At 45.6% G+C, this 24,594-nt stretch carries 24 protein-coding genes; 20 read left to right on the forward strand and 4 right to left on the reverse strand.

Annotated features, from left to right (window positions below; translation table 11 throughout):
• Positions 1–5 precede the first annotated feature (5 nt).
• Genes BLHYD_RS00895 through BLHYD_RS00905 form a run of 3 tightly spaced genes read left to right on the forward strand, consistent with a single transcriptional unit; the run spans position 6 to position 4,356 of the window.
• Entirely contained in the window at positions 6–1,229 is a 1,224-nt protein-coding gene (locus BLHYD_RS00895; RefSeq protein ID WP_005947845.1) for a hypothetical protein, read from the forward strand.
• A 24-nt stretch (positions 1,230–1,253) separates the two neighbouring features.
• Positions 1,254–2,393, forward strand: coding sequence for a M14 family zinc carboxypeptidase (locus BLHYD_RS00900; RefSeq protein ID WP_005947847.1), 1,140 nt, complete (start codon positions 1,254–1,256; stop codon positions 2,391–2,393).
• A 22-nt stretch (positions 2,394–2,415) separates the two neighbouring features.
• Positions 2,416–4,356, forward strand: coding sequence for a serine/threonine protein kinase (locus tag BLHYD_RS00905; RefSeq protein ID WP_260784452.1), 1,941 nt, complete (start codon positions 2,416–2,418; stop codon positions 4,354–4,356).
• Positions 4,357–4,578: 222 nt separating this feature from the next.
• Here the strand turns inward: BLHYD_RS00905 and BLHYD_RS00910 are convergent, their stop codons facing one another.
• Both BLHYD_RS00910 and BLHYD_RS00915 read right to left on the reverse strand, forming a co-directional pair.
• On the reverse strand, positions 4,579–5,670 hold the full coding sequence (locus BLHYD_RS00910; RefSeq protein ID WP_005947853.1) for a serine hydrolase: 1,092 nt from the start codon (positions 5,668–5,670) through the stop codon (positions 4,579–4,581).
• A 16-nt stretch (positions 5,671–5,686) separates the two neighbouring features.
• Positions 5,687–6,685 carry an N-acetylmuramoyl-L-alanine amidase family protein gene (locus BLHYD_RS00915; protein WP_005947855.1) on the reverse strand — a complete coding sequence of 333 codons (999 nt, stop codon included), beginning with the start codon at positions 6,683–6,685 and terminating at the stop codon, positions 5,687–5,689.
• A 436-nt stretch (positions 6,686–7,121) separates the two neighbouring features.
• On the opposite strand from BLHYD_RS00915, the gene rpsL reads away from it, so the two are divergent.
• The 4 genes from rpsL (at position 7,122) to tuf (ending at position 11,706) form a co-directional block, all read left to right on the forward strand.
• Positions 7,122–7,535: a 30S ribosomal protein S12 gene (gene rpsL / locus BLHYD_RS00920; protein ID WP_005947857.1), complete on the forward strand. Its 414-nt coding sequence runs from the start codon at positions 7,122–7,124 to the stop codon at positions 7,533–7,535.
• A 248-nt stretch (positions 7,536–7,783) separates the two neighbouring features.
• The gene (gene rpsG, locus BLHYD_RS00925) at positions 7,784–8,254 is read left to right on the forward strand and encodes a 30S ribosomal protein S7 (protein WP_021845425.1); all 471 of its coding nucleotides are present in this window, start codon (positions 7,784–7,786) and stop codon (positions 8,252–8,254) included.
• A 14-nt stretch (positions 8,255–8,268) separates the two neighbouring features.
• Positions 8,269–10,383: an elongation factor G gene (gene fusA / locus BLHYD_RS00930; protein WP_021845424.1), complete on the forward strand. Its 2,115-nt coding sequence runs from the start codon at positions 8,269–8,271 to the stop codon at positions 10,381–10,383.
• A 129-nt stretch (positions 10,384–10,512) separates the two neighbouring features.
• Positions 10,513–11,706 carry an elongation factor Tu gene (gene tuf, locus BLHYD_RS00935; RefSeq protein ID WP_005947864.1) on the forward strand — a complete coding sequence of 398 codons (1,194 nt, stop codon included), beginning with the start codon at positions 10,513–10,515 and terminating at the stop codon, positions 11,704–11,706.
• Between the two features lie 195 nt (positions 11,707–11,901).
• On the opposite strand, the gene BLHYD_RS00940 is transcribed toward tuf, so the two are convergent.
• On the reverse strand, positions 11,902–12,129 hold the full coding sequence (locus BLHYD_RS00940; RefSeq protein WP_005947866.1) for a helix-turn-helix domain-containing protein: 228 nt from the start codon (positions 12,127–12,129) through the stop codon (positions 11,902–11,904).
• A 115-nt stretch (positions 12,130–12,244) separates the two neighbouring features.
• Here BLHYD_RS00940 and BLHYD_RS00945 point away from each other — a divergent pair, with 115 nt between their 5' ends.
• From BLHYD_RS00945 to BLHYD_RS00975, 7 genes are all read left to right on the forward strand, one after another.
• Positions 12,245–13,420, forward strand: coding sequence for an AIPR family protein (locus tag BLHYD_RS00945; protein ID WP_005947869.1), 1,176 nt, complete (start codon positions 12,245–12,247; stop codon positions 13,418–13,420).
• Between the two features lie 15 nt (positions 13,421–13,435).
• Positions 13,436–14,194 carry a DeoR/GlpR family DNA-binding transcription regulator gene (locus BLHYD_RS00950; RefSeq protein ID WP_040350474.1) on the forward strand — a complete coding sequence of 253 codons (759 nt, stop codon included), beginning with the start codon at positions 13,436–13,438 and terminating at the stop codon, positions 14,192–14,194.
• A 201-nt stretch (positions 14,195–14,395) separates the two neighbouring features.
• Positions 14,396–15,547: a phosphonoacetaldehyde reductase gene (locus BLHYD_RS00955; RefSeq protein WP_005947873.1), complete on the forward strand. Its 1,152-nt coding sequence runs from the start codon at positions 14,396–14,398 to the stop codon at positions 15,545–15,547.
• A 34-nt stretch (positions 15,548–15,581) separates the two neighbouring features.
• Positions 15,582–16,550 carry a phosphate/phosphite/phosphonate ABC transporter substrate-binding protein gene (locus tag BLHYD_RS00960; protein ID WP_005947875.1) on the forward strand — a complete coding sequence of 323 codons (969 nt, stop codon included), beginning with the start codon at positions 15,582–15,584 and terminating at the stop codon, positions 16,548–16,550.
• A 15-nt stretch (positions 16,551–16,565) separates the two neighbouring features.
• Positions 16,566–17,372, forward strand: coding sequence for a phosphonate ABC transporter ATP-binding protein (gene phnC / locus BLHYD_RS00965; RefSeq protein ID WP_005947877.1), 807 nt, complete (start codon positions 16,566–16,568; stop codon positions 17,370–17,372).
• Entirely contained in the window at positions 17,341–18,141 is an 801-nt protein-coding gene (phnE, locus tag BLHYD_RS00970; RefSeq protein WP_081447127.1) for a phosphonate ABC transporter, permease protein PhnE, read from the forward strand. The genes phnC and phnE overlap by 32 nt, the downstream gene beginning before the upstream one ends.
• Positions 18,138–18,971, forward strand: coding sequence for a PhnE/PtxC family ABC transporter permease (locus BLHYD_RS00975; RefSeq protein ID WP_005947881.1), 834 nt, complete (start codon positions 18,138–18,140; stop codon positions 18,969–18,971). The genes phnE and BLHYD_RS00975 overlap by 4 nt, the downstream gene beginning before the upstream one ends.
• Before the next feature lie 98 nt (positions 18,972–19,069).
• Here BLHYD_RS00975 and BLHYD_RS00980 read toward each other — a convergent pair whose 3' ends face one another.
• Complete coding sequence (locus tag BLHYD_RS00980; protein WP_005947883.1) at positions 19,070–19,447, reverse strand: hypothetical protein; 378 nt, start codon at positions 19,445–19,447, stop codon at positions 19,070–19,072.
• A 323-nt stretch (positions 19,448–19,770) separates the two neighbouring features.
• On the opposite strand from BLHYD_RS00980, the gene BLHYD_RS00985 reads away from it, so the two are divergent.
• The 6 genes from BLHYD_RS00985 to BLHYD_RS01010 all read left to right on the forward strand — a co-directional run bounded on the left by BLHYD_RS00985 (position 19,771) and on the right by BLHYD_RS01010 (position 24,574).
• On the forward strand, positions 19,771–20,418 hold the full coding sequence (locus BLHYD_RS00985; RefSeq protein WP_005947885.1) for a GntR family transcriptional regulator: 648 nt from the start codon (positions 19,771–19,773) through the stop codon (positions 20,416–20,418).
• A 142-nt stretch (positions 20,419–20,560) separates the two neighbouring features.
• Positions 20,561–21,475 (forward strand): dihydrodipicolinate synthase family protein, encoded by a 915-nt coding sequence (locus BLHYD_RS00990; protein ID WP_005947887.1) that lies wholly within the window; start codon positions 20,561–20,563, stop codon positions 21,473–21,475.
• 58 nt (positions 21,476–21,533) lie between these two features.
• On the forward strand, positions 21,534–22,388 hold the full coding sequence (locus BLHYD_RS00995) for a substrate-binding periplasmic protein (RefSeq protein WP_005947889.1): 855 nt from the start codon (positions 21,534–21,536) through the stop codon (positions 22,386–22,388).
• A 115-nt stretch (positions 22,389–22,503) separates the two neighbouring features.
• Complete coding sequence (locus BLHYD_RS01000) at positions 22,504–23,151, forward strand: amino acid ABC transporter permease (protein ID WP_005947891.1); 648 nt, start codon at positions 22,504–22,506, stop codon at positions 23,149–23,151.
• Between the two features lie 14 nt (positions 23,152–23,165).
• Positions 23,166–23,822 carry an amino acid ABC transporter permease gene (locus BLHYD_RS01005; protein WP_021845414.1) on the forward strand — a complete coding sequence of 219 codons (657 nt, stop codon included), beginning with the start codon at positions 23,166–23,168 and terminating at the stop codon, positions 23,820–23,822.
• Positions 23,822–24,574, forward strand: a complete 753-nt coding sequence (locus tag BLHYD_RS01010) for an amino acid ABC transporter ATP-binding protein (RefSeq protein WP_005947895.1) — start codon at positions 23,822–23,824, stop codon at positions 24,572–24,574. The genes BLHYD_RS01005 and BLHYD_RS01010 overlap by 1 nt, the downstream gene beginning before the upstream one ends.
• Positions 24,575–24,594 lie beyond the last annotated feature (20 nt).

Genomic DNA, 24,594 nt, shown 5'->3' on the forward strand with positions numbered 1-24,594 from the left:
TGAAGATGGGAAGTTTATGGCAGGATTTGGACTTTGAGCGGACAGTACAAAACACGGTGAGAGATTTTGAGTTTACCAAGCGTGCCTATAAAGATTTCTATCATGTAGTAAATTTAGATGAATTTGAAGACCAGGATGCACAAGTGATCTTCCAGTATCTCTATAAGAAAATGGGGATGGTATCTTTTGGGGATTATCTGAGAAGGTATCTCTATGAACGTTCGATGATTGCCAAGCCGTTTTCTCTGGTCCCATTGGAGGATTATAAGAATATTATTATCCAGTCTTTTGAACAGACAGGAACTCCGAAATCGATGAGACCGACATCGACGAAACTTAGAACATTGGCGGCGAATTGGCTGACTCAGGCGTCTGTGAAAAGGGAGACTATTTTTCTGCTGGGATTTGGTCTGGGTATGGAGGTCGGTGAAGTCAAAGAGTTTTTACTGAAAGCGCAGAGGGAGAGGGATTTTGATTTTACAGATCCCTGCGAGGTGATCTATTGGTACTGTTATCGGAACCACCATGGCTATGAGGCTGCACAGAGGATGAAGCAGCGGTATGAAGAACTCCCCGTTACGGGACAGAAAAGAGATTTGAAGGACTGTCTGGATGTGTTAAGAAGCGGTCAGATTCGTCTGAATACCCATGAAGGGGTCTGGAAATATCTGGGCTTACTGCGGGAAGGGAGCCTAAAGAGCGATCAGGAGGCTTACCGATGGTTCGTCAGGCTCATGGAGCATAGCCGCAGAATTATTGCGAGAATGTATCAAAAAGACGTGGAGGAAGTCAGAGGCAGCAAAAGGTGGAAAGCACAGGACATATCCCCGGGGGATGTGGAAAAAGTGATTTTTAACGGTGTGCCTGTAGACAATATGGGAAACCTGAAAAAGATGTCTGCCTCGATTCTGTCAAAGCATTTTGCTCAGAAGAGACTGAGCCGTCAGCGAATCAACCAGATCTTGAACAGAAAACAGCAGGTGGAGAGGTTTGACTTGATTACCCTGGAATTTTTTATCATTTCCCAGGAGATGGAAGACGCGGATGCCAAGGAGAGATACCGCTTTTTCCGGCGCGAGATTCAACAGATTTTAAAAGAGTGTTCCATGGGAGAACTGTATATCGTAAATCCTTATGAGTGTTTTATTTTAATGTGTCTGTTGACAGATTGTCCTCTGGCTGTGTTTTCAGAGATCTGGGAAATGTCTTATGAGGCGGAGGAGTTGTAGAAGAGTCTGGAGAGGAGACATAAGATGAAGAGAAAGGGTTTTTGGATGGTGCTGGGATTCATCGGTTGTTTTCTGCTGGGCGTAGGACTGTATTTTGTGGTGCATCAAAGGTCAGGACAGTCTGAGGACCAAGGCAGCGAAAAGCTGGAAATGACTTCCGGCCAAGTCAGGCGCTCAGAGTCCGAGAAAAGGGAGGAACCGCCAGTGACAGAGATTCCGAAAGAGATTGTGCAGACGCAGGATAGCCTGTACACATATGAGCAGATGGTGAAAGATCTAGAGACTATGGAGCTGTGTTTTCCGGGACAAATCCAGGTGAAGGAGCTGGGAGTTACAGCAGATGGAAGAAGTATCAAGGAGGCTGTTCTGGGGGATGAAAAGGCTGAGCGCCATTTGATGATTCAGGCGTCGATACATGGCAGGGAATATATGAACACTCAGGTGGCGATGAGACAGCTAGAATTGTTTCTTCGAAACTATGAAATTGGAAGTTATCGGAATATGACCTATGAGGAGCTCCTTCAGGGCCTGTGTGTGCACGTGATTCCCATGGCAAATCCTGATGGTGTGACGATCAGCCAGTATGGACCTAAAGGAATCCATGATAAGGAGTGCCGGCAGATTTTGAAACAGTGCCGGGAGGCTGATGGGGCCGACGGTAGAGATTATTGGAAGAACTGGAAAGCCAATGCCAGAGGAGTGGATTTAAATCGTAATTTTGATGTGGGATGGCAGGAGTTTCAAGGAAGCCTTCGCCCATCTTCAGAGAGATACAAGGGGGATGTACCAGCTAGTGAGACGGAGACACAGGCGATTTTGAGCATTCCCCAAAGATACCCTGTCGTGGGCTGTATGGCTTACCATTCTTCGGGAAATCTGGTGTACTGGGACTATGGCAGCCGGGGTCAGGTGTATTTGGAAGACCAGAAATTGGCACAGACAGTCAGTGAGATTACAGGATATGAGGCTCATTCTACGGTGTCAGATGGAACAGATAGTGCAGGGTGCAGTGATTATTTTGTATTAAAATTAGGGATTGCGGCAATCACAGTGGAGAATGGGACAGGAGACTGTCCGCTGGATTCAGAAGAATTTCCAGTTATTATGGAAAAGAATGAGAAACTGCTTCCGGGATATCTTTGGATATATCAAAGTGGCAGATGAGAAATAAATGGAGGGAAGGGATATGGAAGAGAGATATTCGGGCTGGCCAGAATGGGAACTGATAGATAAACTAGGAGAGGGCTCCTTTGGAAAAGTATACAGGGCCAGGAGAGTGGAAGGAACACGGGAATTTTACTCGGCAATCAAGATTGTCACAATTCCCTACAGCGGTGCCCAGATGGATGAACTGGGAATGGAAGGCATGGACGAGAAATCCGTGCGTAGGTATCTGCGAGGAATTGTGGACGAATGTATCAATGAGATTGAGATGATGGAGCGTCTGAAAGGAAATTCCAATATTGTCGCGGTGGAAGACTTTAAAGTGGTGGAACATCCAGATGCCATCCGCTGGGATATCTATATACGGATGGAGCTCTTGGAAAGTTTTGTCAAGTATCTCCGTCATAGGAAGATGACTGAGAAAGAAGTAATTCGCCTGGGAGTTGATATCTGTAGTGCACTGATTCTCTGTGAGAGGCAGGGAATAATCCATCGGGATATTAAGCCAGAGAATATCTTTGTCTCGCCGACGGGAAATTTCAAGTTAGGAGATTTTGGAATTGCCAGAAAGCTGGAGAAGACGGGCAGAGCAATGTCTCAAAAGGGAACCTACTCCTACATGGCACCGGAGGTCTTCTACGGGAGAGAATATGATGCCAGCATAGATACTTATTCTCTCGGCGTTGTGTTGTACCGCCTTTTAAATCATAACCGAGGGCCGTTTTTGGACCCATACCGAGAGGTTTTGACTTATCAGGACAGGGAAGAGGCGCTGCAAAAGAGAATGAGTGGAGAACAGCCGCCTGTGCCCTGTGAGGCCAGTGAGACAATGGCAGGGATTATTCTGAAGGCGTGCAGCTATTACCCGGAGTATCGGTATCAGAGCGCGGTGCAGTTAAGAGAAGAACTGCAAAGAGCGGCGAGGGGAGAAAGACGGGGAATTTCTCCTCAGGAAGAGGAGACCGTGGCAATTGGAAGAACAGTTCCGAAAGATGTCCGGCAAAACAGTCTGATGTCAGAAAAGCCCGTCAGAAAGAATAAAAATAAGATTGTTTTTCTGGGAGTTGGGGCAGCTGCAGTGATTGCGGCCGGCTTTTTGTGCTCAATGGTTTTTCTGAGTTCCGACAACACAGAAGTTTCAAGTCAGGAGGAAGTCAGCAGTCAGGAGGAGGTGCAGAAAACGGAGGCATCACCGTTGCCGACTCCCACGGATGTTCCAGCCTCTAAAGAGGACAGCACTGTGCCAGAAAACGAGGAAAATCCTGATATGGTCCAGGAGCCTGCGGCATTGGAGTCTTCTGAGTCTCCAAATTCGGTAAATTATGAAACTTATTACGTGGTGAACTGCCGTGAGAGTATCACACTGCGGACGAGTCCTAGTACCTCAGCGTCTGAGATTTGCCAGATTCCTCTAGGAGCGTCAGTGAGCTATGTGGAGACGGCGGAGAATGGATTCTATAAGATTATCTATGATGGGAGAACAGGATATGGTTTGGCTTCTTATCTGTCCACAGTGCCGAATTCATCCGAGAATAGTCGGCAGCAGTCTTACCCAACCTATTACGTGGTGAACTGTCGTGAGAGTATCACACTGCGGATGAGTCCCAGTACTTCTGCATCTGAGATCTGTCAGATTCCCCTAGGAGCATCGGTCAGTTATGTGGGCGGAGCAGAAAATGGTTTCAGTAAGGTTATCTATAATGGAAATACGGGTTATGCACTCTCTTCTTATCTGTCGCCCGATGCGGTAGTTGGCAATGGCACGGAAAAGGTTTATGAGGTAGTGAATTGTCAGGAGAGCATTACGCTGCGGACGAGTCCTAGTACTTCTGCATCTGAGATTTGTCAGATTCCTCTTGGGGAGACAGTGATCTTTTATGGCGAAGCCGGAAATGGATTTTACCAGGTGGAGTATGGGGGGAAGAGTGGTTATGCTCTTGCGTCTTATTTAAGAAGAGTATGAATAGGCGGCGCTCCTTCAAGGATGAGGGGCGCCGCTCTTTATTTACTAGGAAATCCAACAGATTTTCCTAGTAAATAAAAAGTCCTCCCCCGGCCAGGATGTACAGCCGCAATAAGGGATTTCACCGCAAGGTGGTGCGCAAAGTGAGACACGCCCCTCAAAGATTGAGGGATGGGGAGTTGAAATGGGCGTGCCCACTTTGTTATGAAAAGTTCTCGGGTTTTACTGGTTGAAATAGCCATAGATTGCGTTGGACAGCGCTTGGATATTGGCCTGGGCCTGGGCGGTGTTGGTGAGATTCTGAGCCATGATGCACAGAATAAAATCATTGCGCGGTGCGCTGTATATAATGGCAGCATCGTTTTCCACAGTGTCCAGCTCTCCGGTTTTGTTGGCGACCTGTGCGCCGTCGATGTCAGGGATTCCGGCAGGAATTTTGTTTCGACGTTCCTGCTGTTTCAGAAGCTTATACATCAGTTCAGGGTAGGTGAGAGATTCACTATTATTGTAAATCTCCCGGAGAAGCTTTCCGCAGTCGGTCACGGAGGTGTAGTTGTCGTCACCTGTATTATCTGCCAGGAGCATACGGCCCATATGAGTGTTTGTATAGCCGTGTTCCTCACAGAAAGAGTTTACAGCAGCCATGCCGACAGAGGAATCGCCGCCGCCTAGCCAGGTGACGAGATTATTGGCTGCGTCGTTGTCGCTGACTGTGATCATGGAGGTGAGTGCGCTGTTTACAGTTTCCCGGCCGCCTCCGGCTTCGCAGACCGCGTCATAGTTTTCATAAACCGTACCCATGATAAAAAGCTTGATTAGGCTAGCCGCTTGCATCTGAGAGTCTCCGACGGTACAGCTGGCGTTTGTGTTCAGATTTTCAGCGTAGATAGCCCAATTGCCGTCAGAGGCGTTTAGAGTATCTACCTGTGTCTGAAGCTGGGTTTGAAGATCTGACAGATCGCCAGTGACTACTTTGGTCTCTCCTTTGGGAGAAGAGAGCGTGCCATCTTCCGCGGAATTGGACTTATTGTCTTTGGAGGAGCTCTGTTCGGCCTGTGCCTCATCTGCGGAGAAGGAAGTAGTGTCATTGGCGCTGGCTGAGTTTAATGTCCCGGAGAGAGTTGATATTTCCTTTACGGTTTTTTCTAATTTTGTGACTTGTTTGTCTATAGAAGCAGTTTTCTTGGCGAATATTCCTAAGACAACAGTTAAAAAAACAACCAGGCAGACCAATACTGTGATCAGCACGATCAAGCCGGTATTTCCTCGATTATCTGTGCGAAAAGAGGAGGATGAGTTAGATATTTTCTTCATAATAATACCACCTGTGTTATTGTGCTAAGCCGAAGTAGGCGTCGATTCCGTCCGCGATACCTGCGGCCATGGTTTCCTGGAAAGCAGGATCAGCCATCTGGCGATCATCCGTTTCATGAGTCATAAACCCCATTTCTACGATGGTGACAGGAATTTTACTCCAGTTGATACCCGTCATATCGTCCGTGTAAATGATTCCCCGATTGTTGAAACCTGTGGCTGCGCAGTAGGAATCAATGATGCACTGGGAGAGTCGGTTGCTCTCGTCATAGAGGTCGGCCACATAGGGATTGCCAGAAGATGGGCTCATAGTAAGTGCACCGCTGGCAGTGTGGGAGTCGTCTCCATTGGCATGCACACGTACCATGATTTCAGCGCCGTTGTCCGAAGCAAATAAGGCCCTCTCAGCATTGCTGATCGCTGCGTCGTTGTCAGTACGGGTCATGACGACCTGATAGCCCCGGTCGATGAGAATCTGCTGAAGTTTCAGTGAGACATCCAAATTGAGCTGATATTCGTTCAGACCGGTGTAGCTGCCGGAGGTTCCTGTACTGCATTTTGCTTTTGGCACAGAGGAACCTGGGCCGTTAGGTTCTGTGGCGCTCATATCTACCCATTCGCCCTGGTGCCCGGGGTCGATACACACTACATGGCCATTGGAAGCGGTATTGACGTTTTCGCCGGTGCTTCCTGAACTGTTGAAGACGGAGGGCTTGTTGGAAGTGTCCTCATCGTCAGCAGCAGCTTCCCCCTTTGCTTTTTCCTCAGCGGCTTTCTTGGCGGCCTCTGCTGCGATCTGTTTTTGTTCTTCTGTTTTCTGTACTTTTTTCATCTGCTTCTCCTGCGCTTGCAGACTCTCTTTTTGAGCTTCAGCTTGCTCCAAAGTCTGTTCTACATGTTCTTGGGTACTCTGTGCTTTTTTTAAGGCTGTAAAACCCAGAATAAAAATTCCAATAGCGGCAATAATTCCCAATAGGGATAAAAGAATATAAAATACTGTTAGATGTTTTTTCATAGCGCCTCCTCACGTACTGTAATTACTTATATTAAGAGCAGTTTTGGCCGCTGTTTCCCTGGTATTATACCTCTTTTGACAGAATGATACAAGAAGGTCGTAACTATTCAGCTATAACCGCTCGGATTGGCTGTTTTGCTGCTTATATCGCCGCATATGCGGCGAAATCCTCGCTTATGGCTAAGCGCCATATGCCTGATAAGAGCAAAACTCCTCTGCAAGCAGGCTTGCTCCGGATTTTTGTCCTTATCAGTTGCATGGCTGAATAGTTACAGAAAGTCAAACTTTTTTTGCGGAATTCCTTGACAGCAGCGGTTTCGCGGGCTATAATGATCGAGCGTGCATGAAAAGCGCAATCTTTTTTCATGCCTAATTTTAATAGCAGCCGCAGAACCCATGAACATGAAATGGAGAGAAAATCGGGAGGTGAAATGGAATGCCAACATTTAACCAGTTAGTAAGAAAAGGAAGACAGACTACAGTTAAGAAATCTACAGCACCAGCGCTGCAGAAAAGCTACAACTCTTTAAGAAAGAAAACGAGTGACATGTCTTCTCCTCAGAAGAGAGGTGTTTGTACCGCTGTTAAAACCGCAACTCCTAAAAAGCCGAACTCAGCTTTGAGAAAAATCGCCAGAGTTCGTCTTTCCAATGGAATCGAGGTTACCAGCTATATTCCAGGTGAGGGACACAACCTGCAGGAGCACAGTGTTGTTCTGATCCGTGGAGGAAGGGTAAAAGACTTGCCAGGTACCAGATACCACATTATCAGAGGTACTCTGGACACCGCAGGTGTTGCTAACAGAAAACAGGCTCGTTCCAAATACGGAGCTAAGAGACCTAAAAAATAATTCGACAAAAGATTATTGAATCAATAGAATCACAGAGACGATTACAATTTGTACGGTTATTCCATATACCCTGTCGGTTGCGGGTTAAATATGATAGAATTTTACCAGTGCGAACATACATTGGCTGGATGACAGCCAAGCAGCCCAGATGGGCGCTGCCCAGTCAGGGGCTGTGAGTAATCTGTGTGAGTACCTATGAGATAATCGAAAATGGCGTAAGCCACAGAATGATTAAGGAGGGAAGTAACGTGCCACGTAAAGGACATACTCAGAAAAGAGACGTGCTGGCAGATCCGCTGTACAATAATAAAGTGGTTACCAAGCTTATCAATAACATTATGTTAGATGGTAAGAAGGGTGTCGCTCAGAAGATTGTATACGGAGCATTTGCCAAAGTTGAAGAAAAAGCAGGCAAACCAGCACTTGAAGTATTCGAGGAGGCAATGAATAATGTGATGCCTTCTTTGGAAGTAAAAGCAAGACGTATCGGTGGAGCAACTTACCAGGTTCCGATCGAGGTAAGAGCTGACAGACGTCAGGCGCTGGCTCTTCGTTGGTTGACAACCTACTCTCGTAAGAGAGGCGAAAAGACCATGGAGGAGAGACTGGCGAATGAACTTCTGGATGCGATGAACAATACCGGTGCATCCGTGAAGAAGAAAGAAGACATGCATAAGATGGCAGAGGCCAACAAGGCATTTGCACATTACAGATTCTAGAGGAGGAAAATCCATTGGCTGGAAGAGAATATCCATTAGAGAGAACCAGAAACATTGGTATTATGGCGCATATCGATGCGGGTAAGACCACTCTGACAGAGCGTATCTTATATTATACCGGTGTTAACTATAAGATTGGTGATACTCACGAAGGAACCGCTACCATGGACTGGATGGAGCAGGAACAGGAACGTGGAATCACAATCACTTCAGCCGCTACCACTTGTCACTGGACCTTGCAGGAACAGTGCAAGATGAAGCCAGGTGCTCTGGAGCATCGTATCAATATCATTGATACCCCAGGACACGTAGACTTCACGGTGGAAGTTGAGCGTTCACTCCGTGTACTGGATGGTGCTGTCGGCGTCTTCTGTGCAAAGGGTGGCGTAGAACCTCAGTCTGAGAACGTATGGCGTCAGGCCGACACTTATAACGTACCTAGAATGGCATTTATCAACAAGATGGATATCCTGGGTGCGGATTTCTATAACGCGGTAGACCAGATCAAAACCAGACTGGGAAAAAACGCGATTTGTCTTCAGCTGCCGATTGGCAAAGAGGATGAGTTCAAAGGTATTATTGACCTGTTTGAGATGAAAGCCTACATCTACAACGATGAAAAAGGTGAAGATATTAGTATTGTAGATATTCCAGAGGATATGGCAGACGACGCAGAACTGTACCACACAGAGTTGGTAGAGAAGATTTGTGAGTTGGACGACGATCTGATGATGGAGTATCTAGAAGGCGAAGAGCCTTCTGTTGACGCTTTGAAAGTAGCGCTGAGAAAGGCTACCTGTGAGTGTTCAGCAGTTCCTGTATGCTGTGGTACTGCGTACAGAAACAAAGGTGTTCAGAAGCTTCTGGACGCTATCGTAGAGTTCATGCCAGCTCCGACTGACATCCCGGCTATCGAGGGTGTAGATATGGATGGAAATGCAATCGTGAGACATTCCTCTGACGATGAGCCGTTCTCCGCACTGGCATTTAAGATTATGACTGACCCATTCGTTGGTAAGCTGGCTTACTTCAGAGTATATTCCGGTATGATGAACTCCGGTTCTTATGTGCTGAATGCTACGAAGAACAAGAAAGAGCGTGTGGGACGTATTCTGCAGATGCATGCCAACAAACGTATGGAATTGGATAAGGTATATTCCGGAGATATCGCTGCTGCGATCGGATTTAAATTCACTACTACCGGTGATACGATCTGTGATGATCAGCATCCGGTTATCCTGGAATCCATGGAGTTCCCGGAACCTGTTATCGAGCTGGCAATCGAACCTAAGACAAAAGCTGGACAGGGTAAACTGGGCGAAGCGCTTGCAAAACTGGCTGAGGAGGACCCGACCTTCCGTGCACACACCGATCATGAGACTGGTCAGACGATCATTGCTGGTATGGGTGAGTTGCATCTGGAAATTATTGTTGACCGTCTGCTTCGTGAATTTAAGGTAGAAGCAAACGTAGGTGCACCTCAGGTAGCATACAAGGAGACCTTTACAAAGGCTGTGGAAGTGGATAGCAAATATGCAAAACAGTCTGGTGGACGTGGACAGTACGGTCACTGTAAAGTTAAATTTGAGCCTATGGACGCCAATGGAGAAGAACTGTTCAAGTTCGAATCCACAGTAGTCGGTGGTGCGATTCCGAAGGAATACATTCCGGCTGTCGGTGAAGGTATCGAGGAAGCTATGAAGGCCGGTGTTCTGGCTGGATTCCCGGTAGTAGGCGTTCACGCGAATGTATATGATGGTTCTTACCATGAAGTCGACTCCTCTGAGATGGCATTCCACATTGCCGGTTCTCTGGCATTCAAGGATGCAATGTCAAAGGCTGCTCCGGTACTGCTTGAGCCGATCATGAGAGTGGAGGTAACAACTCCGGAGGACTACATGGGAGATGTTATCGGTGATATCAACTCCCGCCGCGGACGTATCGAAGGTATGGACGATATCGGTGGAGGAAAGATGATTCGTGGATTTGTTCCGCTGTCCGAGATGTTCGGTTATGCGACAGACCTGCGTTCTAGAACTCAAGGACGTGGTAATTATTCCATGTTCTTTGACAGATATGAGCCGGTGCCAAAATCTGTTCAGGAAAAGATTATTTCCAAGAAAGACTGATGCTGTAATCGTACAGTATACAAAATGCTTGCAAATATCCTTGATTTGCAATATAATCAAGGATAGCAGGTTCAAATCGAAAATAAATGCGCCCAGTGGGCACGAAATGATTAAGGAGGACGTTTTAAAATGGCTAAAGCTAAATTTGAGAGAAACAAACCACATTGTAACATTGGTACCATTGGACACGTTGACCATGGTAAAACAACTCTGACCGCTGCTATCACCAAGACTCTGAACTCTAGATTAGGTTTAGGTGAGGCTGTGGCATTTGACAATATTGATAAAGCTCCAGAAGAGAGAGAGCGTGGAATCACTATTTCTACCGCACACGTAGAGTATGAGACCAGCAAGAGACACTATGCACACGTTGACTGCCCAGGACATGCCGACTACGTTAAGAACATGATCACTGGTGCTGCTCAGATGGACGGTGCTATCCTGGTTGTAGCTGCTACCGATGGTGTTATGGCTCAGACAAAAGAGCACATCCTTCTGTCCCGTCAGGTAGGTGTTCCTTACATCGTTGTATTCATGAACAAATGTGACATGGTAGACGATGAGGAGCTGTTAGAGCTGGTAGACATGGAGATCCGTGAGCTGCTGAACGAGTATGAGTTCCCGGGAGATGACACTCCTATTATCCAGGGTTCTGCTCTGAAAGCTCTGGAAGATCCGAGCAGCGAGTGGGGCGACAAGATTCTGGAACTGATGGATGCAGTTGATGAGTACATTCCAGATCCAGAGCGTGACACTGACAAGCCATTCCTGATGCCAGTCGAGGACGTATTCTCCATCACTGGACGTGGTACTGTTGCTACTGGTAGAGTAGAGCGTGGTGTTCTGCATGTATCTGACGAGGTTGAGATCGTTGGTATCAAAGAAGAGACCAAGAAGACTGTTGTAACTGGTGTTGAGATGTTCCGTAAGCTGTTGGATGAGGCTCAGGCTGGTGATAACATCGGTGCTCTGCTTCGTGGTGTTCAGAGAACTGAAATCGAAAGAGGACAGGTTCTGGCTAAACCAGGTAGCGTTACCTGCCATAAGAAATTTACCGCTCAGGTATACGTTCTGACCAAAGACGAGGGTGGACGTCACACTCCATTCTTCAACAACTATCGTCCGCAGTTCTACTTCAGAACAACAGACGTTACTGGTGTAATCGAGCTGCCAGCAGGTACTGAGATGTGTATGCCTGGTGATAACGTAGAGATGAGCATCGAGCTGATTCATCCGATCGCTATGGAGCAGGGTCTTACTTTTGCTATCCGTGAGGGTGGACGTACTGTAGGATCAGGCCGTGTTGCTACCATCATTGAGTAATCATTGGTATCGAACACTTGATGAGTGCTCGGCACGAATTTAGTGAGAAAGCCGTTCTTTAAGCAAAGCGAAAAGAACTACCTTAAATTTTATAGATTTGGTATCGTAGGATACCGTATGTTCAAGCGTAAGATACCCCGGAACCGTAAGGTTTCCGGGGTTTTTCTGTTAGCGTAGAAAAAATATCGCATTGTGTTAGTCTGGGAGGTCGGTGAACAAGACGGAGATGTGGATACCCAGCGCCTGAGCGATCAGTGCACACTTTTCGATGGTGATGCTGTGTTCACCGCGTTCAATGCGTCCATAGTAGGCGCGGCTGATCTTACAAATTTCAGCGAACTCTTCCTGGCTGCAACCTTTAGCTTCCCGAAATTTTCTCAGATTATTTCCAAAATAGTAATTGATTTTATCTGGTGAAATCATATATATAACCTCTCTTTGGTACTTAGTATAACATAAAACGTCATATATAGCGTTGAAATCAATGGAAAATATTAGTATTGTGTAGATAGACGGAATACAAAAGGAGGAGAGAAATATGGGTTTACAGTTGAAATTCAAGGTGGAATCCATTCGGAAGATTCCAAATCCTTACCTCTCAAAAGAGGACGGAGAGAAAAAAGCAATGATGTACATGGCAATTTGTGACGTTAAAAATCTACCAGATAATATTCCAATGGAGACTAATCCCAGAAAACAAAAACTGACGATGGGAGTACCGAAAAAGATTAAGGCTTCTCTGCTGGACGAGTCATATCTAGATTTTTACCTGTTGAACAGAGGGCTATGTATTTCGGCGGCGGATGTCACTTTTAACAACTATTCCAATGAGATCTGTGTATCATTTGATGATTTTGAGTGCCATGGGGATGTGGATGGCGGTCACACCTATAAAGTTATTCTGGAGAACCGAGATAAACTAGATTATGGCAGACAGTTTGTGAAGCTGGAATTTCTGACAGGGGTGGAGGACATTTTTCAGCGGCTGGCCGCGGCGAGGAACACATCGACACAGGTTCAAGATAAATCCATCGCTGAATTGGAGAAACGTTTTGAGATTATCAAGAGGGCTGTGCAGTATGAGCCTTACGCGTCGAATATTTATTTTGAGGAAAACGATCAGGGGAATATAGATGTCACAGACATATTAGCAATTTTGAATATGTTTAACCTAGATTTGTATCCAGACATGGAGAAATTTCCTACAGCTTCTTACAGCAGTAAGAAGAAATGTATTAATACTTATATTGACTATCACAAACGGTACGGGGAGTCTTCAGAGAATCCATACATAAAAATGGAACCGATTATGCGGGATTTATTTAAACTCTATGATTATATTGAGATAAATATGGCGAAATATTATAAAGAGAAATTTCCAGTTGGAAAATACGGTTTGACCAAAGGTGTGTCAGTGGCCAAGAATGGAGAGCTGTATAGGTCTAAATTTTATGGCAATAGGATGGAATATCTCTCACCGACAGGTTTCATCTATCCGATTTTGGGTGCGTTCAGAGCTCTTTTGAGAGAAAAAAATGGTGTGTATACTTGGATGAAAAATCCATTTATCGTGGTGGATGACTTAGGCGGGGAGCTCGTGGCGACTACAGTGGAGAGGAGTAGGACTCTGGGGAATAATCCTCAGTCAGTGGGAAAAGACTCCGGGAATTGGAAGACGCTCTATATGACTGTAAAACTGGGACTTTTGGAATAGATGGAGAGTAAGAAAATGCTTTATAATCAAAGGGCAGAGGTAATCCTGCAACAACTACAGTTGCAGGCAGTGGTAAAAATCAGTGATTTGACGGAGCTGCTTCATGTCTCTGTGGACACCGTGCGGCGGGATTTGAGAACGATGGAGAGCCAGGGAATGGTCAAGTGTGTGCGAGGAGGTGCCTGCCTTCCGGACACGCTGGCAGCTTTTTCGAACTTTAAAGGGAGAGAAATTATTCACAGCGATTTAAAGAGAGAAGCGGCAAAAAAAGCTGTGCGTTATGTAAAAGACGGCACTTTGATTGCTCTGAATGCGGGTACCACAAACACAATTTTGGCTCAAGAGTTGGCTTTGCGAAACGAACATTTTACCGTTGTCACCAATAATCTGGCAGCGGCCCAGATCTTAATGCAGAATCCGCTTATTGAGCTCATATCCATCGGAGGAATGGTGGATGTGATGGAAAAATCTACCTATGGTACGGTCTGCGAGCAGGAATTTCAAAATTATTATCCCGATTTGGCGTTTCTTTCGATTAACGCGGTTAATTATCAGGATGGCTTTACAGATTTTCGTTACCATGAGGAAGGAGTCATTCAAATTCTTGCGAGAAATTCCCAGCAGACTATCGCAGTGATGGATTCCAGTAAGCTGGGAAAGCGTTCTAAGAAGAATGTACTGACTTTCAATGAGGTGGACAGATTGTTGATGGACGATGGGGTGTCGGACAGGCTGAAAGAAGAATACGGCCAAAAAGGTTTGAAAATTGAATAGAAAAGGCAGGGGCAGAAGGAAGAAACTGTGGCGTTCACTTTGATTTAATGCACACAATTTCTGACTTTTGTCTCTTTTTTTTGTTTACTTATATTTTACTTATATTTTAACTGAATATGCTTGTTTATGCTGTAATTTTGGTATAATATCTAGATATAAACAGCAAATAACAGTAAAAAGAAAGGAAAAGCAAGCATAAAAATGCAAGAATTGAGCAAAGAGAAGGATTGGAATTATTTTTATAATCCTGTGAGAGTGATACAGGGAAGGGGTTGCACGAAACAGACTGCGGACTTGGCCCGCAAGCTTCTTCCGGAGGGAGGGCGAATCCTCCTGCTTGTCTGGAATGAGTCGGTTTTTGAACAAAAAGCGTTTCGGCAGCTGAGAGAAGAAAAAGATTTTTCGGTACTTCCCATGTGTTTTCAGGAATCTAATCCTACAGTGGAACAGCTGTACGGAATTTTGGAAAAAACAGAGCCGTTTGGGCCTCAGGTGGTTCTGGCTGTGGGTGGCGGCAGCACCCTGGATGTAGGGAAATCACTGTGTTGTCTCTACGGCAAGTCTATTACCTCGGCAGAAGCCCTGCGCATATTCATAGAAAAGAAGCAGTATGGTCCTAAAATGGCCAAATGGATTGGGATTCCCACAACAGCGGGAACCGGGAGCGAAGTGACCTGTTGGGCAACTGTCTGGGACCCAAAGGCAGGGGTGAAGAGGTCTTTGGAGGATCACGGCAATTATGCATATGCAGCTCTGGTGGATTCTAGTCTGACCGAGTCGATGCCTTTAAACCTGGCAGTATCGTCAGCACTCGATGCGGTTGCACATGGGGCGGAGAGCTATTGGGCGAAAAACTCCAATGTGGTTTCAAGGGCACTGGCCTTAAGAGCGATTAAGCTTATCATGGGGCAGATAGATGGTCTGCTAGAGGGTAATCCTGACGCACCGGATAGGATTTCCCAGGGGAGTCTGTTGGCGGGGATGGCATTTAGCAACACAAAGACGACGGCCTGTCATTCGATCTCCTATCCACTCACCATGGAGTACCGCATTCCGCACGGTACCGCAGTGGGAATGCTCCTGGCGCCTATCCTGGAGAGGAACCAGAAGAAGACAAAAGACATGGGGGCTCTGCTTCAAGCCATGGGTGTAAAAAGCTCACAGGAAGTGAAACAGAGGATTCAGGAGATATTTGAAAAAGCAGGAATCCCGTCTTCACTGAGCCAGTGGCAGGTGGAGTACGGTGAGCTTTTCCGGTTGGCTCAAAGAGGTATGACAAAGGGAAGGGTAGATAACAATCCGGTGGAACTCACTCCGGTTATGATAGAGGATATATTAAAAGAGATATATTGATGGGAAAAAGCTAAAGCGAGAGAAGGAGAAAATCATGAGAAAATTTACAGAAATCAGTGCAATGGCGATAGCAGTTATTTTAGGAACTTCTGTGATGATAACCGGATGCGGAGCAAACGGCAGTCAGGAGGCAGACGGCGAGGCGGCAAAGACCGAGGAAAAAAGTTCAGCCGGCGGAGAAGATGGGGTTTTTACGATCGCATATGCGCCCAATGAATCCACGGACCAGAGCACAGACGCCCGCAATGGCTTAGCAAAGGACTTGGAGGAGGCTCTAGGATGTGAAGTAGAAGAGATACAGGCCAGCGATTACAATGCGATCATCGAGGCGCTGCGCACGGACAAGGCAGATATGGCATATCTGGGAGCACTGTCTGTGGCCTTGGCGGAAGAACGAGCAGGCGCGGAACCGATTGTGATGAAGGCTGAGGACGGAGATCCTGAGAAAGCCGTCTATCACTCTGTACTGGTGGCCAACGCCTCCAATGATGAGATCAATTCCATTGAAGATATAAAGGGAAAGACCATGGCCTTCGTGGACCCAGATTCCACTTCGGGAAATCTGGTACCTGCAATGGACATCATCCATGCATTTCCGGACGAGGAACTAAATTCTGACAAGCTTCACACAAACGGGGACTTTTTGGAGGCGGTGAGTTATTCAGGTTCTCACCAGGCAGGTCTTCAGGCAGTCATAAAAGGGGATGTGGATGTGGTGCCAATTTCTGACCAGATATTGGCGTCTGAGATTGCCAATGGGAACGCCAAGGATTCAGATGTGAAGATCATACATGAGTCTGACGCGATTCCGGCTGAGGGGATGGTAGTGGCGGAATCTGTGGACGAGGATACAAAGAAGATGCTGACAGATTTCCTGACATCTTATGACAATGAGGCCTATTTTACCGATGTAATCAAGAAAGAAGGCGCGCGTTTTGTGGAGTGCAGTGCTGAGGACTATGAGCCGATTGTGGAACTGAATAAAACGCTGAATCAGGAATAAGGAGAGAAGCAGCATATGAAAAGTTTGTTGAAGTTTGAGAATGTGAGCAAAAAATATCCTAATGGCGTCCGGGCACTGAAGGATGTGTGCTTTGAGGTGAAGGAGGGAGAATTCGTCTCCATCATCGGTCCCTCCGGTTCAGGGAAATCCACGATTTTGAGGGCGGTGAACAAGCTGATTACAATCAGCGGAGGTACAGTCAGTCTGGATGGCGTCTCCGTCTCAGAGCAGAGAGGAAAGAATCTCAGGCGGCTGAGAAGAGAGGTCGGAATGATATTTCAGAACTATAATCTGGTCTACAGCCTCTCTGTGCTGCAGAATGTATTGCATGGCTGTTTAGGATATATGGGCGGTATCCGCGGAGTGTTTGGAAGATACACAGAAGAGGATAAAAAGAGAGCAATAGAGCTGTTGGGAGAGTTGGGAATGGAGAAATACTGCTATAACCGGGCTTCCGATTTATCAGGTGGGCAAAAGCAGAGGGTTGGAATTGCCAGAGCAGTGATGCAGGAACCGAAGCTGCTGCTGTGTGATGAGCCGATAGCATCTTTGGACCCTTCTAGCGCCAAGACAATTATGGACTTGCTGAGGGATATGACACAGCGCCGAAATATCACCTGTATGGTGAATCTCCACCAGTTGGATGTGGCTTTGAAGTATTCTACGAGGATTATCGGCCTGTCAAAGGGAGAAATCGTCTTTGACGGAGCGCCTGATGAGCTGAATGATTATTTTATAGAGCGGATTTACGGGACGTCTAAGGAGAATCTGATGATGGGAGGTGAGACCGTTGAGAGAGAAGATTCCGCTGATTGCGCGTAGCCAGAAGATCTGGTATACGGGATTTCTGGCAGTTTGCATTTTGCTGTTCTTACTCACCTCCTGGTACACGAATTTTCGGGTGACGACTCTGGTGAGGAATGGAGATGCTTTTTGGGATTTCATCACGAAAGATTTCCTTCCACCAGCGTTGCCTCAGGCCAGTCGAATTCCTAGTGTGTTCGCCAGTGTTTTGGTGACGCTGGCATTAGCGTTGTCTTCCACGACAATTGCTGCGATTCTGGCATTTTTTGTCTCCCTGTTTGGGAGCGAAAAGGTCTCACCGTTTCCGAGAATAGCGAAATATGTGAGAGGCTTTGCCACATTTTTACGGAATATTCCGGCGCTAGTCTGGGCATTCATTTTGTTTTCTTCACTGGGAATAGGAACAGGTGTGGGGTTTGTAGCCCTGTGTATTACGAGCTTTGCATTTATGGTTAGAGCTTTTGTGGAGACGATGGAGGATGTGTCTCAGGACTGCGTGGAAAGTCTTCAGGCTGTAGGAGCGAGTTTTCCACAGAGAGTGTCCCAGGCGATTCTTCCTTCCTGTCTCAGCGGGTTTTTATCTTGGTTTTTGTACTGTATTGAAGTAAATATACGGGCGTCGACGATCGTAGGAATGGTAGGAGGAGGCGGTGTGGGACTGACATTGTTTTCTTATATCAAGGGATTTCAGTACGATGTGGCGCTGAGCATCATTTTGTTGGTGGCCGTCATGGTGATTTTAGTGGACCGGGTGACAGAGCGGCTTCGAAAGGAGATACAGAAATGACAAATGAAATTGCACAACAGAAAATAGGACGGCCTTTGATCTTGGAGTGTCACAGGAAAATACCTGTAAAATGCCAGAACAGAAACCGCTTGGTACCGATTTTTTTAGTTGCGACAGTGGTGCTCACGGTGGCGAGTTTGTTCTATCTTCAAATAGACTGGATAAAGCTACTAAGTCGTGTTCCAGACATTGGTGGTGTTTTTTGGGAGCTAGGGCACTTGGATTTTGCAAATATGAGTGTGATCGGAGAGGCGATGTTGGAGACCGTATCTATCGCGGTACTCTCGTTACTCTATAGTTTGGGCTTCGGAGTTATTTTTGGAATGCTGGCAGCCAAATACATCTTTCGGCTTCCCTGGTTGTCAGTGATAACACAGTCTTTTTTTACCTTTTTGAGAGCAGTTCCAACCCCTGTGTGGGTACTGCTTATGATGGTGTGTTTAGGGATGGGACCGGAGGCTGGAGTTGCAGGTCTGTGCGTACACACAACGGCATTTTTCACAAAATCCTTTGCCCAGAGTTTTGAGAGTATCTCCGAGGAGACAGTGGAAGCACTGGAGGCAGTAGGGACCAGCCGGCTGAGTATTTTTACAAACGCCGTTTTGCCGGCAGCGTTTTCACAGATCGTGGCCTGGACGGGAATGCGCCTGGAGACAAATTTTTCAGAATGCGCGGTTCTGGGAATGGTGGGAGCCGGAGGCATTGGTTTTGTGATTTCTAGAAATCTGCAGAGTTATGAGTATGGAACAGCCGGAACAGCGATTTTGTTGGTATTCGTAGTGGCCTATGCCATAGAGAGAATGTTTGTGCAGATTAAGAAAAAAATATGAGAGTTGAGGATGCACATGCCGCAATAAGTCATTTCACCGCACTGCGGTGTTGCGGCAGTGCACAAAGAGCCAAAGATAGTAATTTATAGACTGATTAATTATTTATATCCGCTTCCTCCGCATTTCCAACAATTCCCTGTGCCGCCGCACGCTGTACAAGGAATACTTTGTCCGTAATTACTGTAGGTTCCTATGCCGTCACAGATGTTACAGGAACCAAGACCATTGCAGATGCCGCACCATTCTGGTACGGGTTCAGATACAGTATAGTCGCTGTAGCTGTCTGGTATGATAACTGGATTTGAGCCAGAATCATTTGGGACGGGATTACTTGGTACCGTATAGTCAAACTGCATTTCCTGATTTGTACTTGGAGCTATATAGAGATCGTCACTGCTATTTTTTGAATTACTGAAAATTCCATATAAGGCAAAAATCAAGATGCCAGCTATAATAACTTTACTTGAACTTTTCATTGAATTCCCTCCCCGCATTAAAATAATTTTGAATATATAAAAATTATATCATAAAAAAGAAAGTGAAGGTAGTAAATAGCATTTTACAGTGTTCTAAAAACAATTACGTTGTGTTGATGCGAAAGAATGCTTTTCTATCACGCGAATGCTTAAGGTTCCAAAGGAAGATCCGTTTATAATGAAAATTTTCAGAAAAGTTTCATATATTATTTTTAATTAAAAATTATAAATAAAAAATAATAAATTTTTTTATGAAAAGTGTATATTGCAAATAAAATGTTGTTCAGGTATAATGCAATTAATCAAGTAGGGGGAACAATTAAGTGGCGCTTAAAAAAAATTTAGACGTTGTTATTTTTGAAAAATTTTATGATGAAATTGTTTGCGGAAAGTGGACGGCTGGAGCTCTTTTAAATATTGACGAGATGGCAGACCGGTATGATGTGAGCCGTACACCTGTGCAGCAAGCTTTGAAAAAGATGAATACACTTGGTATGGTCAAGTTTTCTTCGAAAGGACACGTCTATGTGGAATCCTTTGATAAAAAACAAGTGAAAGACATCTGTGACGTTCGCCTTTTATTGGAGTTAGAGGTATTGCATATTATTGAGAGAGAGAACATAGCGGTGGATTTCCAGAGGCTTGAGAAGGTTAGCCAGGACTGCTTGAACTCAAATGTTGCAAATGATATGGTCGAGACCAGACGCACGGACTTGGCTTTTCACAAGCTTTTGGTACAGCAGGCGGGAAATGAATGTTTGTTTGACTTGTTTAAAAAAGTGCAGGGACAGTTTATGGTTGCGAATTATCTAGAGAGCAGCCATACTTCGAAACAGCAAGGAGTAGCAGCTGATGAGCATGAGCAGTTGTTGCAGGCATTGAAAGACGGAGATTTTGATACAGCGCGTGCTGTTGTGACGAGACATATTAAGGGTGCGTGTGAAAAAATTATATCTAGAATTAAAGATTAGAAAAAGAAGGAAGAGGTTCCTTTTTATTTTTGAATTAATTAAAAATTAAAAATGTAAAATATTTAATTAAAAATAAAATATTAAAAGATACCAATTCGACGGAAGTCGGATAAAAATATATCAAAGGAAAGGAAGTAAAAAAATGAAAGTAAAAGAAAGTGCAAAAAAACCTTATGGAATCTGCCCCGCGTCCATGACGATCTGGAATGCAGATCAGACTTACAACAAAACAGGAATGGAAAAGTATCTGACATGGCTGTTGGATAACGGTGCCCATTCTATCTCCATCTGCGGCAGTACCGGTGAAAATGCGGCGATGAATATGGAGGAACAAAGAGAGATTATCGGCCATGTAGCTTCTTTCTTAGATGGACAGGTTCCGCTGATTGTCGGTACGGGACGTTACGATACACTGAACACCATTAAAATGAGCAAATATGCCCAGGATTGCGGTGCGGATGGCGTTATGGTTATTTTGCCTTATTATTTTAACCCTCATAAAAAAGGCGTTATGCAGCATTACCGTGACTTGAGAGAGGCATTAGATATCCGTATTATGGTTTACAATAATCCTTGGTTTGCGGGATATGAACTGACGACGGCGGAGGTAAAAGAGCTGGTTGATGATGGAACCATTCAGGATATCAAGGCTGCCCACGGAGATCCTAATCGTGTGCATGAGCTGAAATACCATATGGGAGATAAGATTAACGTATTCTATGGTCATGACTATTGTGCAATGGAAGGTATTCTGGCCGGCGCTGACGGATGGCTCTCCGGATTTCCAGCAGTTCTGCCGAAACAGTGTCGCGCGCTTTGGGATGCGGCTTCCGCAAAAGATGTAGATGCGGCGATTAAGGCGCAAAATAACATTCAGCCGTACATTGACTATTTCTTCTATGACAAGGTAGATGGAGTTCCTCATTGGCAAGAGGTTTGTAAATATACTCTTCAGGCTCAAGGCTTGGATTATGTAGGTGTTCCACGCAGACCGTTGGGAGAACTGGATGCAGCAAACAAAAAGAAGATAGAAAAAATATTAGCGGATATGGACTGATTTGAAAATGTTGTTATTGAGTAAATACGAAACGAGGTTCTGTGTAAGGAGGTAACTTATGAAAAAGATAGGAGCGATGAAGAAAGTCGTAGCATTCATGCTGTCGGCAATGCTGATGGTATGTCTAGGTGCGTGCGGTTCCTCTTCCTCGGATGGAAGCGCTTCTGCGGACAAAGAGGCGCAGACATTGAATAAAGTCTTAAAAAATGGAAAGCTGACAGTCGTCTTGAACATTGGAAATGCACCGTGGACTTACAAGGATGATTCTACAGGAGAGTACACTGGTATGGCGGTGGAGTTGATTCAGGGGTACTGTGATCAGCTCGGTGTGGAGTGCTCCATAGAACCGCTAGAATTCAGTTCGCTGATTTCTTCGGTAAATAGTGGAAAAGCAGATATCATCTGTACGAACCTATCCAGAACTGTAGAGAGAAGTACAAATGTGATGTTTTCTGACCCAGTGGGAATCGACTATGGAGTTGTAATCTGTAAGAAAGGCGCTTTTTCCAGCTTGGATGAGGTGAACCAGGAAGGCGTCACGCTGACTACGGAGACAGGGTCCTCTTTTGAAGGTGTAGTTGCGGACGTATTTCCCAACGCTACTATGAGTGCGGTGGACACGACACCAAACGCTCTGGCTGCGGTGAACGCGGGACGTGCGGATGGTATGGTCACAAATCTGGCGATTGCGAAAGAATTGGTGGCAGCCAATGAGGGGCTGGAGATTATGGAGGATTATTGTTATACAGATGTGATGGCATTTGCTGTGGACAATACCTATCTGAATACTACCTTGCTGGGATCTTTTAATTCGTATTTGAGAAACATTAAATCGAACGGTACATACGGTGAGATTTACGAGAAATACATTGGCACAAAATGGGAGCCGACGTACACAGACTCTGCCGTATAAAATTAGAAAAATAACATGCAGAGAGGCTGTCATTTCCTGTGGACGGGTTCTGATATGACAGCCTCTGATTTCAGAAGCCTGCTGGTAAGCAGCGGTTTGGAAAGGAAGTATCCATATGAATGCAATACAGTTTGCGAATTGGCTTCCAGATTTATTGTCAGGGTTAAAGATAACGGTTCTCGCGTCCATAGTGGCGATTTTGACATCAGTGGTCTGGGGGTGTGTTCTCGCTTCACTGAGATGTCTGAATCTGCGGGTGTTATCGGCGGTTATCAGAATTTACATAGTGATTTTTAGAAATGTACCTCTTTTGGTTGTGATGTTTTTTCTGTTTTATGGTTTGCCTCTGGTGGGCGTCGATATACCGGCTGTTTTTTGCGGCGTGATATCAATCACCTTGAATGAAGGAGCGTTTGTGGCAGAGATTATCCGAGGCTCTATCAAAAATATGCCCAGAGGGGAAGTCGAGGCGGCGAAGAGTTTGGGATTGGGGCGGCTGACGATTATCAGACGTATCACATTTCCGCTGGCGTTTCGCGCGTCCATTCCGATGCTATTGGGGCAGTCCTCCATAGTGATTAAAGATACGAGCTTGTTTTCAATGATTATGATTATGGATTTGACCAGGGCAGGAAGTCAGTATTACGCAACTTATTTCAGCCCTACGGCCATCTGGATTGTCGGTGTTGTGTATGTGGCGATCTTCCTGATCTTTACGATAGTTGGAAGAGTAGTCGAGAACAAGGTAGTCGTGAAAAGGTAGAAGGGGGAATAAAAGTGACAGCCCTTGAGATGGTACAGTATATAGTGGACGGAATCGGCATCACATTTAAACTGGTTCCGTGTGTGGTGGTATCAACACTGATTGTAGGTATTTTAGTGGGAGTCGTTCGATTTCGAAAGATTCCGGTTGTTTCTCAGATCATTGATCTCTATGTGACAGCGATGAGAGGAATTCCTCCGTTGGTTGTGTTGATGATGCTTTATTTTACTGTGAACATGTCCTCAGCGTTTATGACGGCTTTCGTTGCGCTTACTCTCTATCACGGCGCTTATGTTTCGGAGGTGGTCAGGGGCGGTCTGACAGCGATTCCCAGAGGCCAGATGGAGGCAGGAAAGTCTCTCGGTCTTGGATTTGTTAGGATTATGTTCAGTATTTACCTGCCCCAGATTATGAAACAGATTATTCCTACGCTCTGTGGGCAGTATATTTTGGTTGTGAAAGATACGACGCTGGTCTCCGTTGTAGGGTTACAGGATTTGATGTGGAATGCAAAGGAACTTATGGCGGTGACCTATAAGCCGATGGAAATATATTTAATTGTCGGTTTGATTTATTTTGTGATCTGTTGGGTGATTGATATCATTGCCAATAGGGTAGAGAATAAGGTGACGGGTGTATCAAAGGCCCGTATGCGGGAGGTGACACAGTGATGGATGGTGAGAAAAGGGAAGTTCTTGTGGAGTTTAAGGATGTCTGCAAGTCTTTTAAAGGTGGAGAGGTAAAAGTACTGGATCATTTTAACTTTACTTTTTTAAAAGGTGAGACACATGTGATCTGTGGGCGCAGCGGTGCCGGAAAGAGTACCCTCATACGCTGCATCAATTATCTGGAGCAGATAGACAGCGGAGAGATTCTAGTAGAGGGGGAAGCCGTCACAAAGAAGAACGTACAGGATATTAGGAAGCGCTGCGCGATGGTATTCCAGGACTTTAATCTGTTTCCCCACATGAGTGTCCTGGAAAACGTCACCTTTGGGCCGATACACTCTCTGCATGTCTCTAAGCAGGAGGCAGCCAAGACCGGAATGGAACATTTAGAGCAGGTGGGATTGGCGGATAAGGCAAATGCAAAGCCTTGGGAATTGTCAGGGGGACAAAAACAGAGGGTAGCCATAGCGAGAGCGCTGAATATGCATCCCGATATTATTCTGTTTGATGAACCTACCAGTGCCTTGGACCCGGAAATGGTTGGAGAGGTCACGCAGATCATGGCGAAGCTTTCGAAAGGAGGCATGAGCATGATTGTGGTGACTCATGAGATGGGATTTGCCCGGGAGGCAGCTCACAGGATTTCGTTTTTGGAGAAAGGACAGTTCATAGAGACAGATTCGCCGGAGGTGTTTTTTTCACATCCTTCTCATCCCAGTGTGCAGAAGTTTATTGACCAGGTATATAATGTTTGATTTGACAGTGGAGGGAATAG

The organism is Blautia hydrogenotrophica DSM 10507, assembly GCF_034356035.1.
GTDB lineage: Bacteria > Bacillota > Clostridia > Lachnospirales > Lachnospiraceae > Blautia_A > Blautia_A hydrogenotrophica.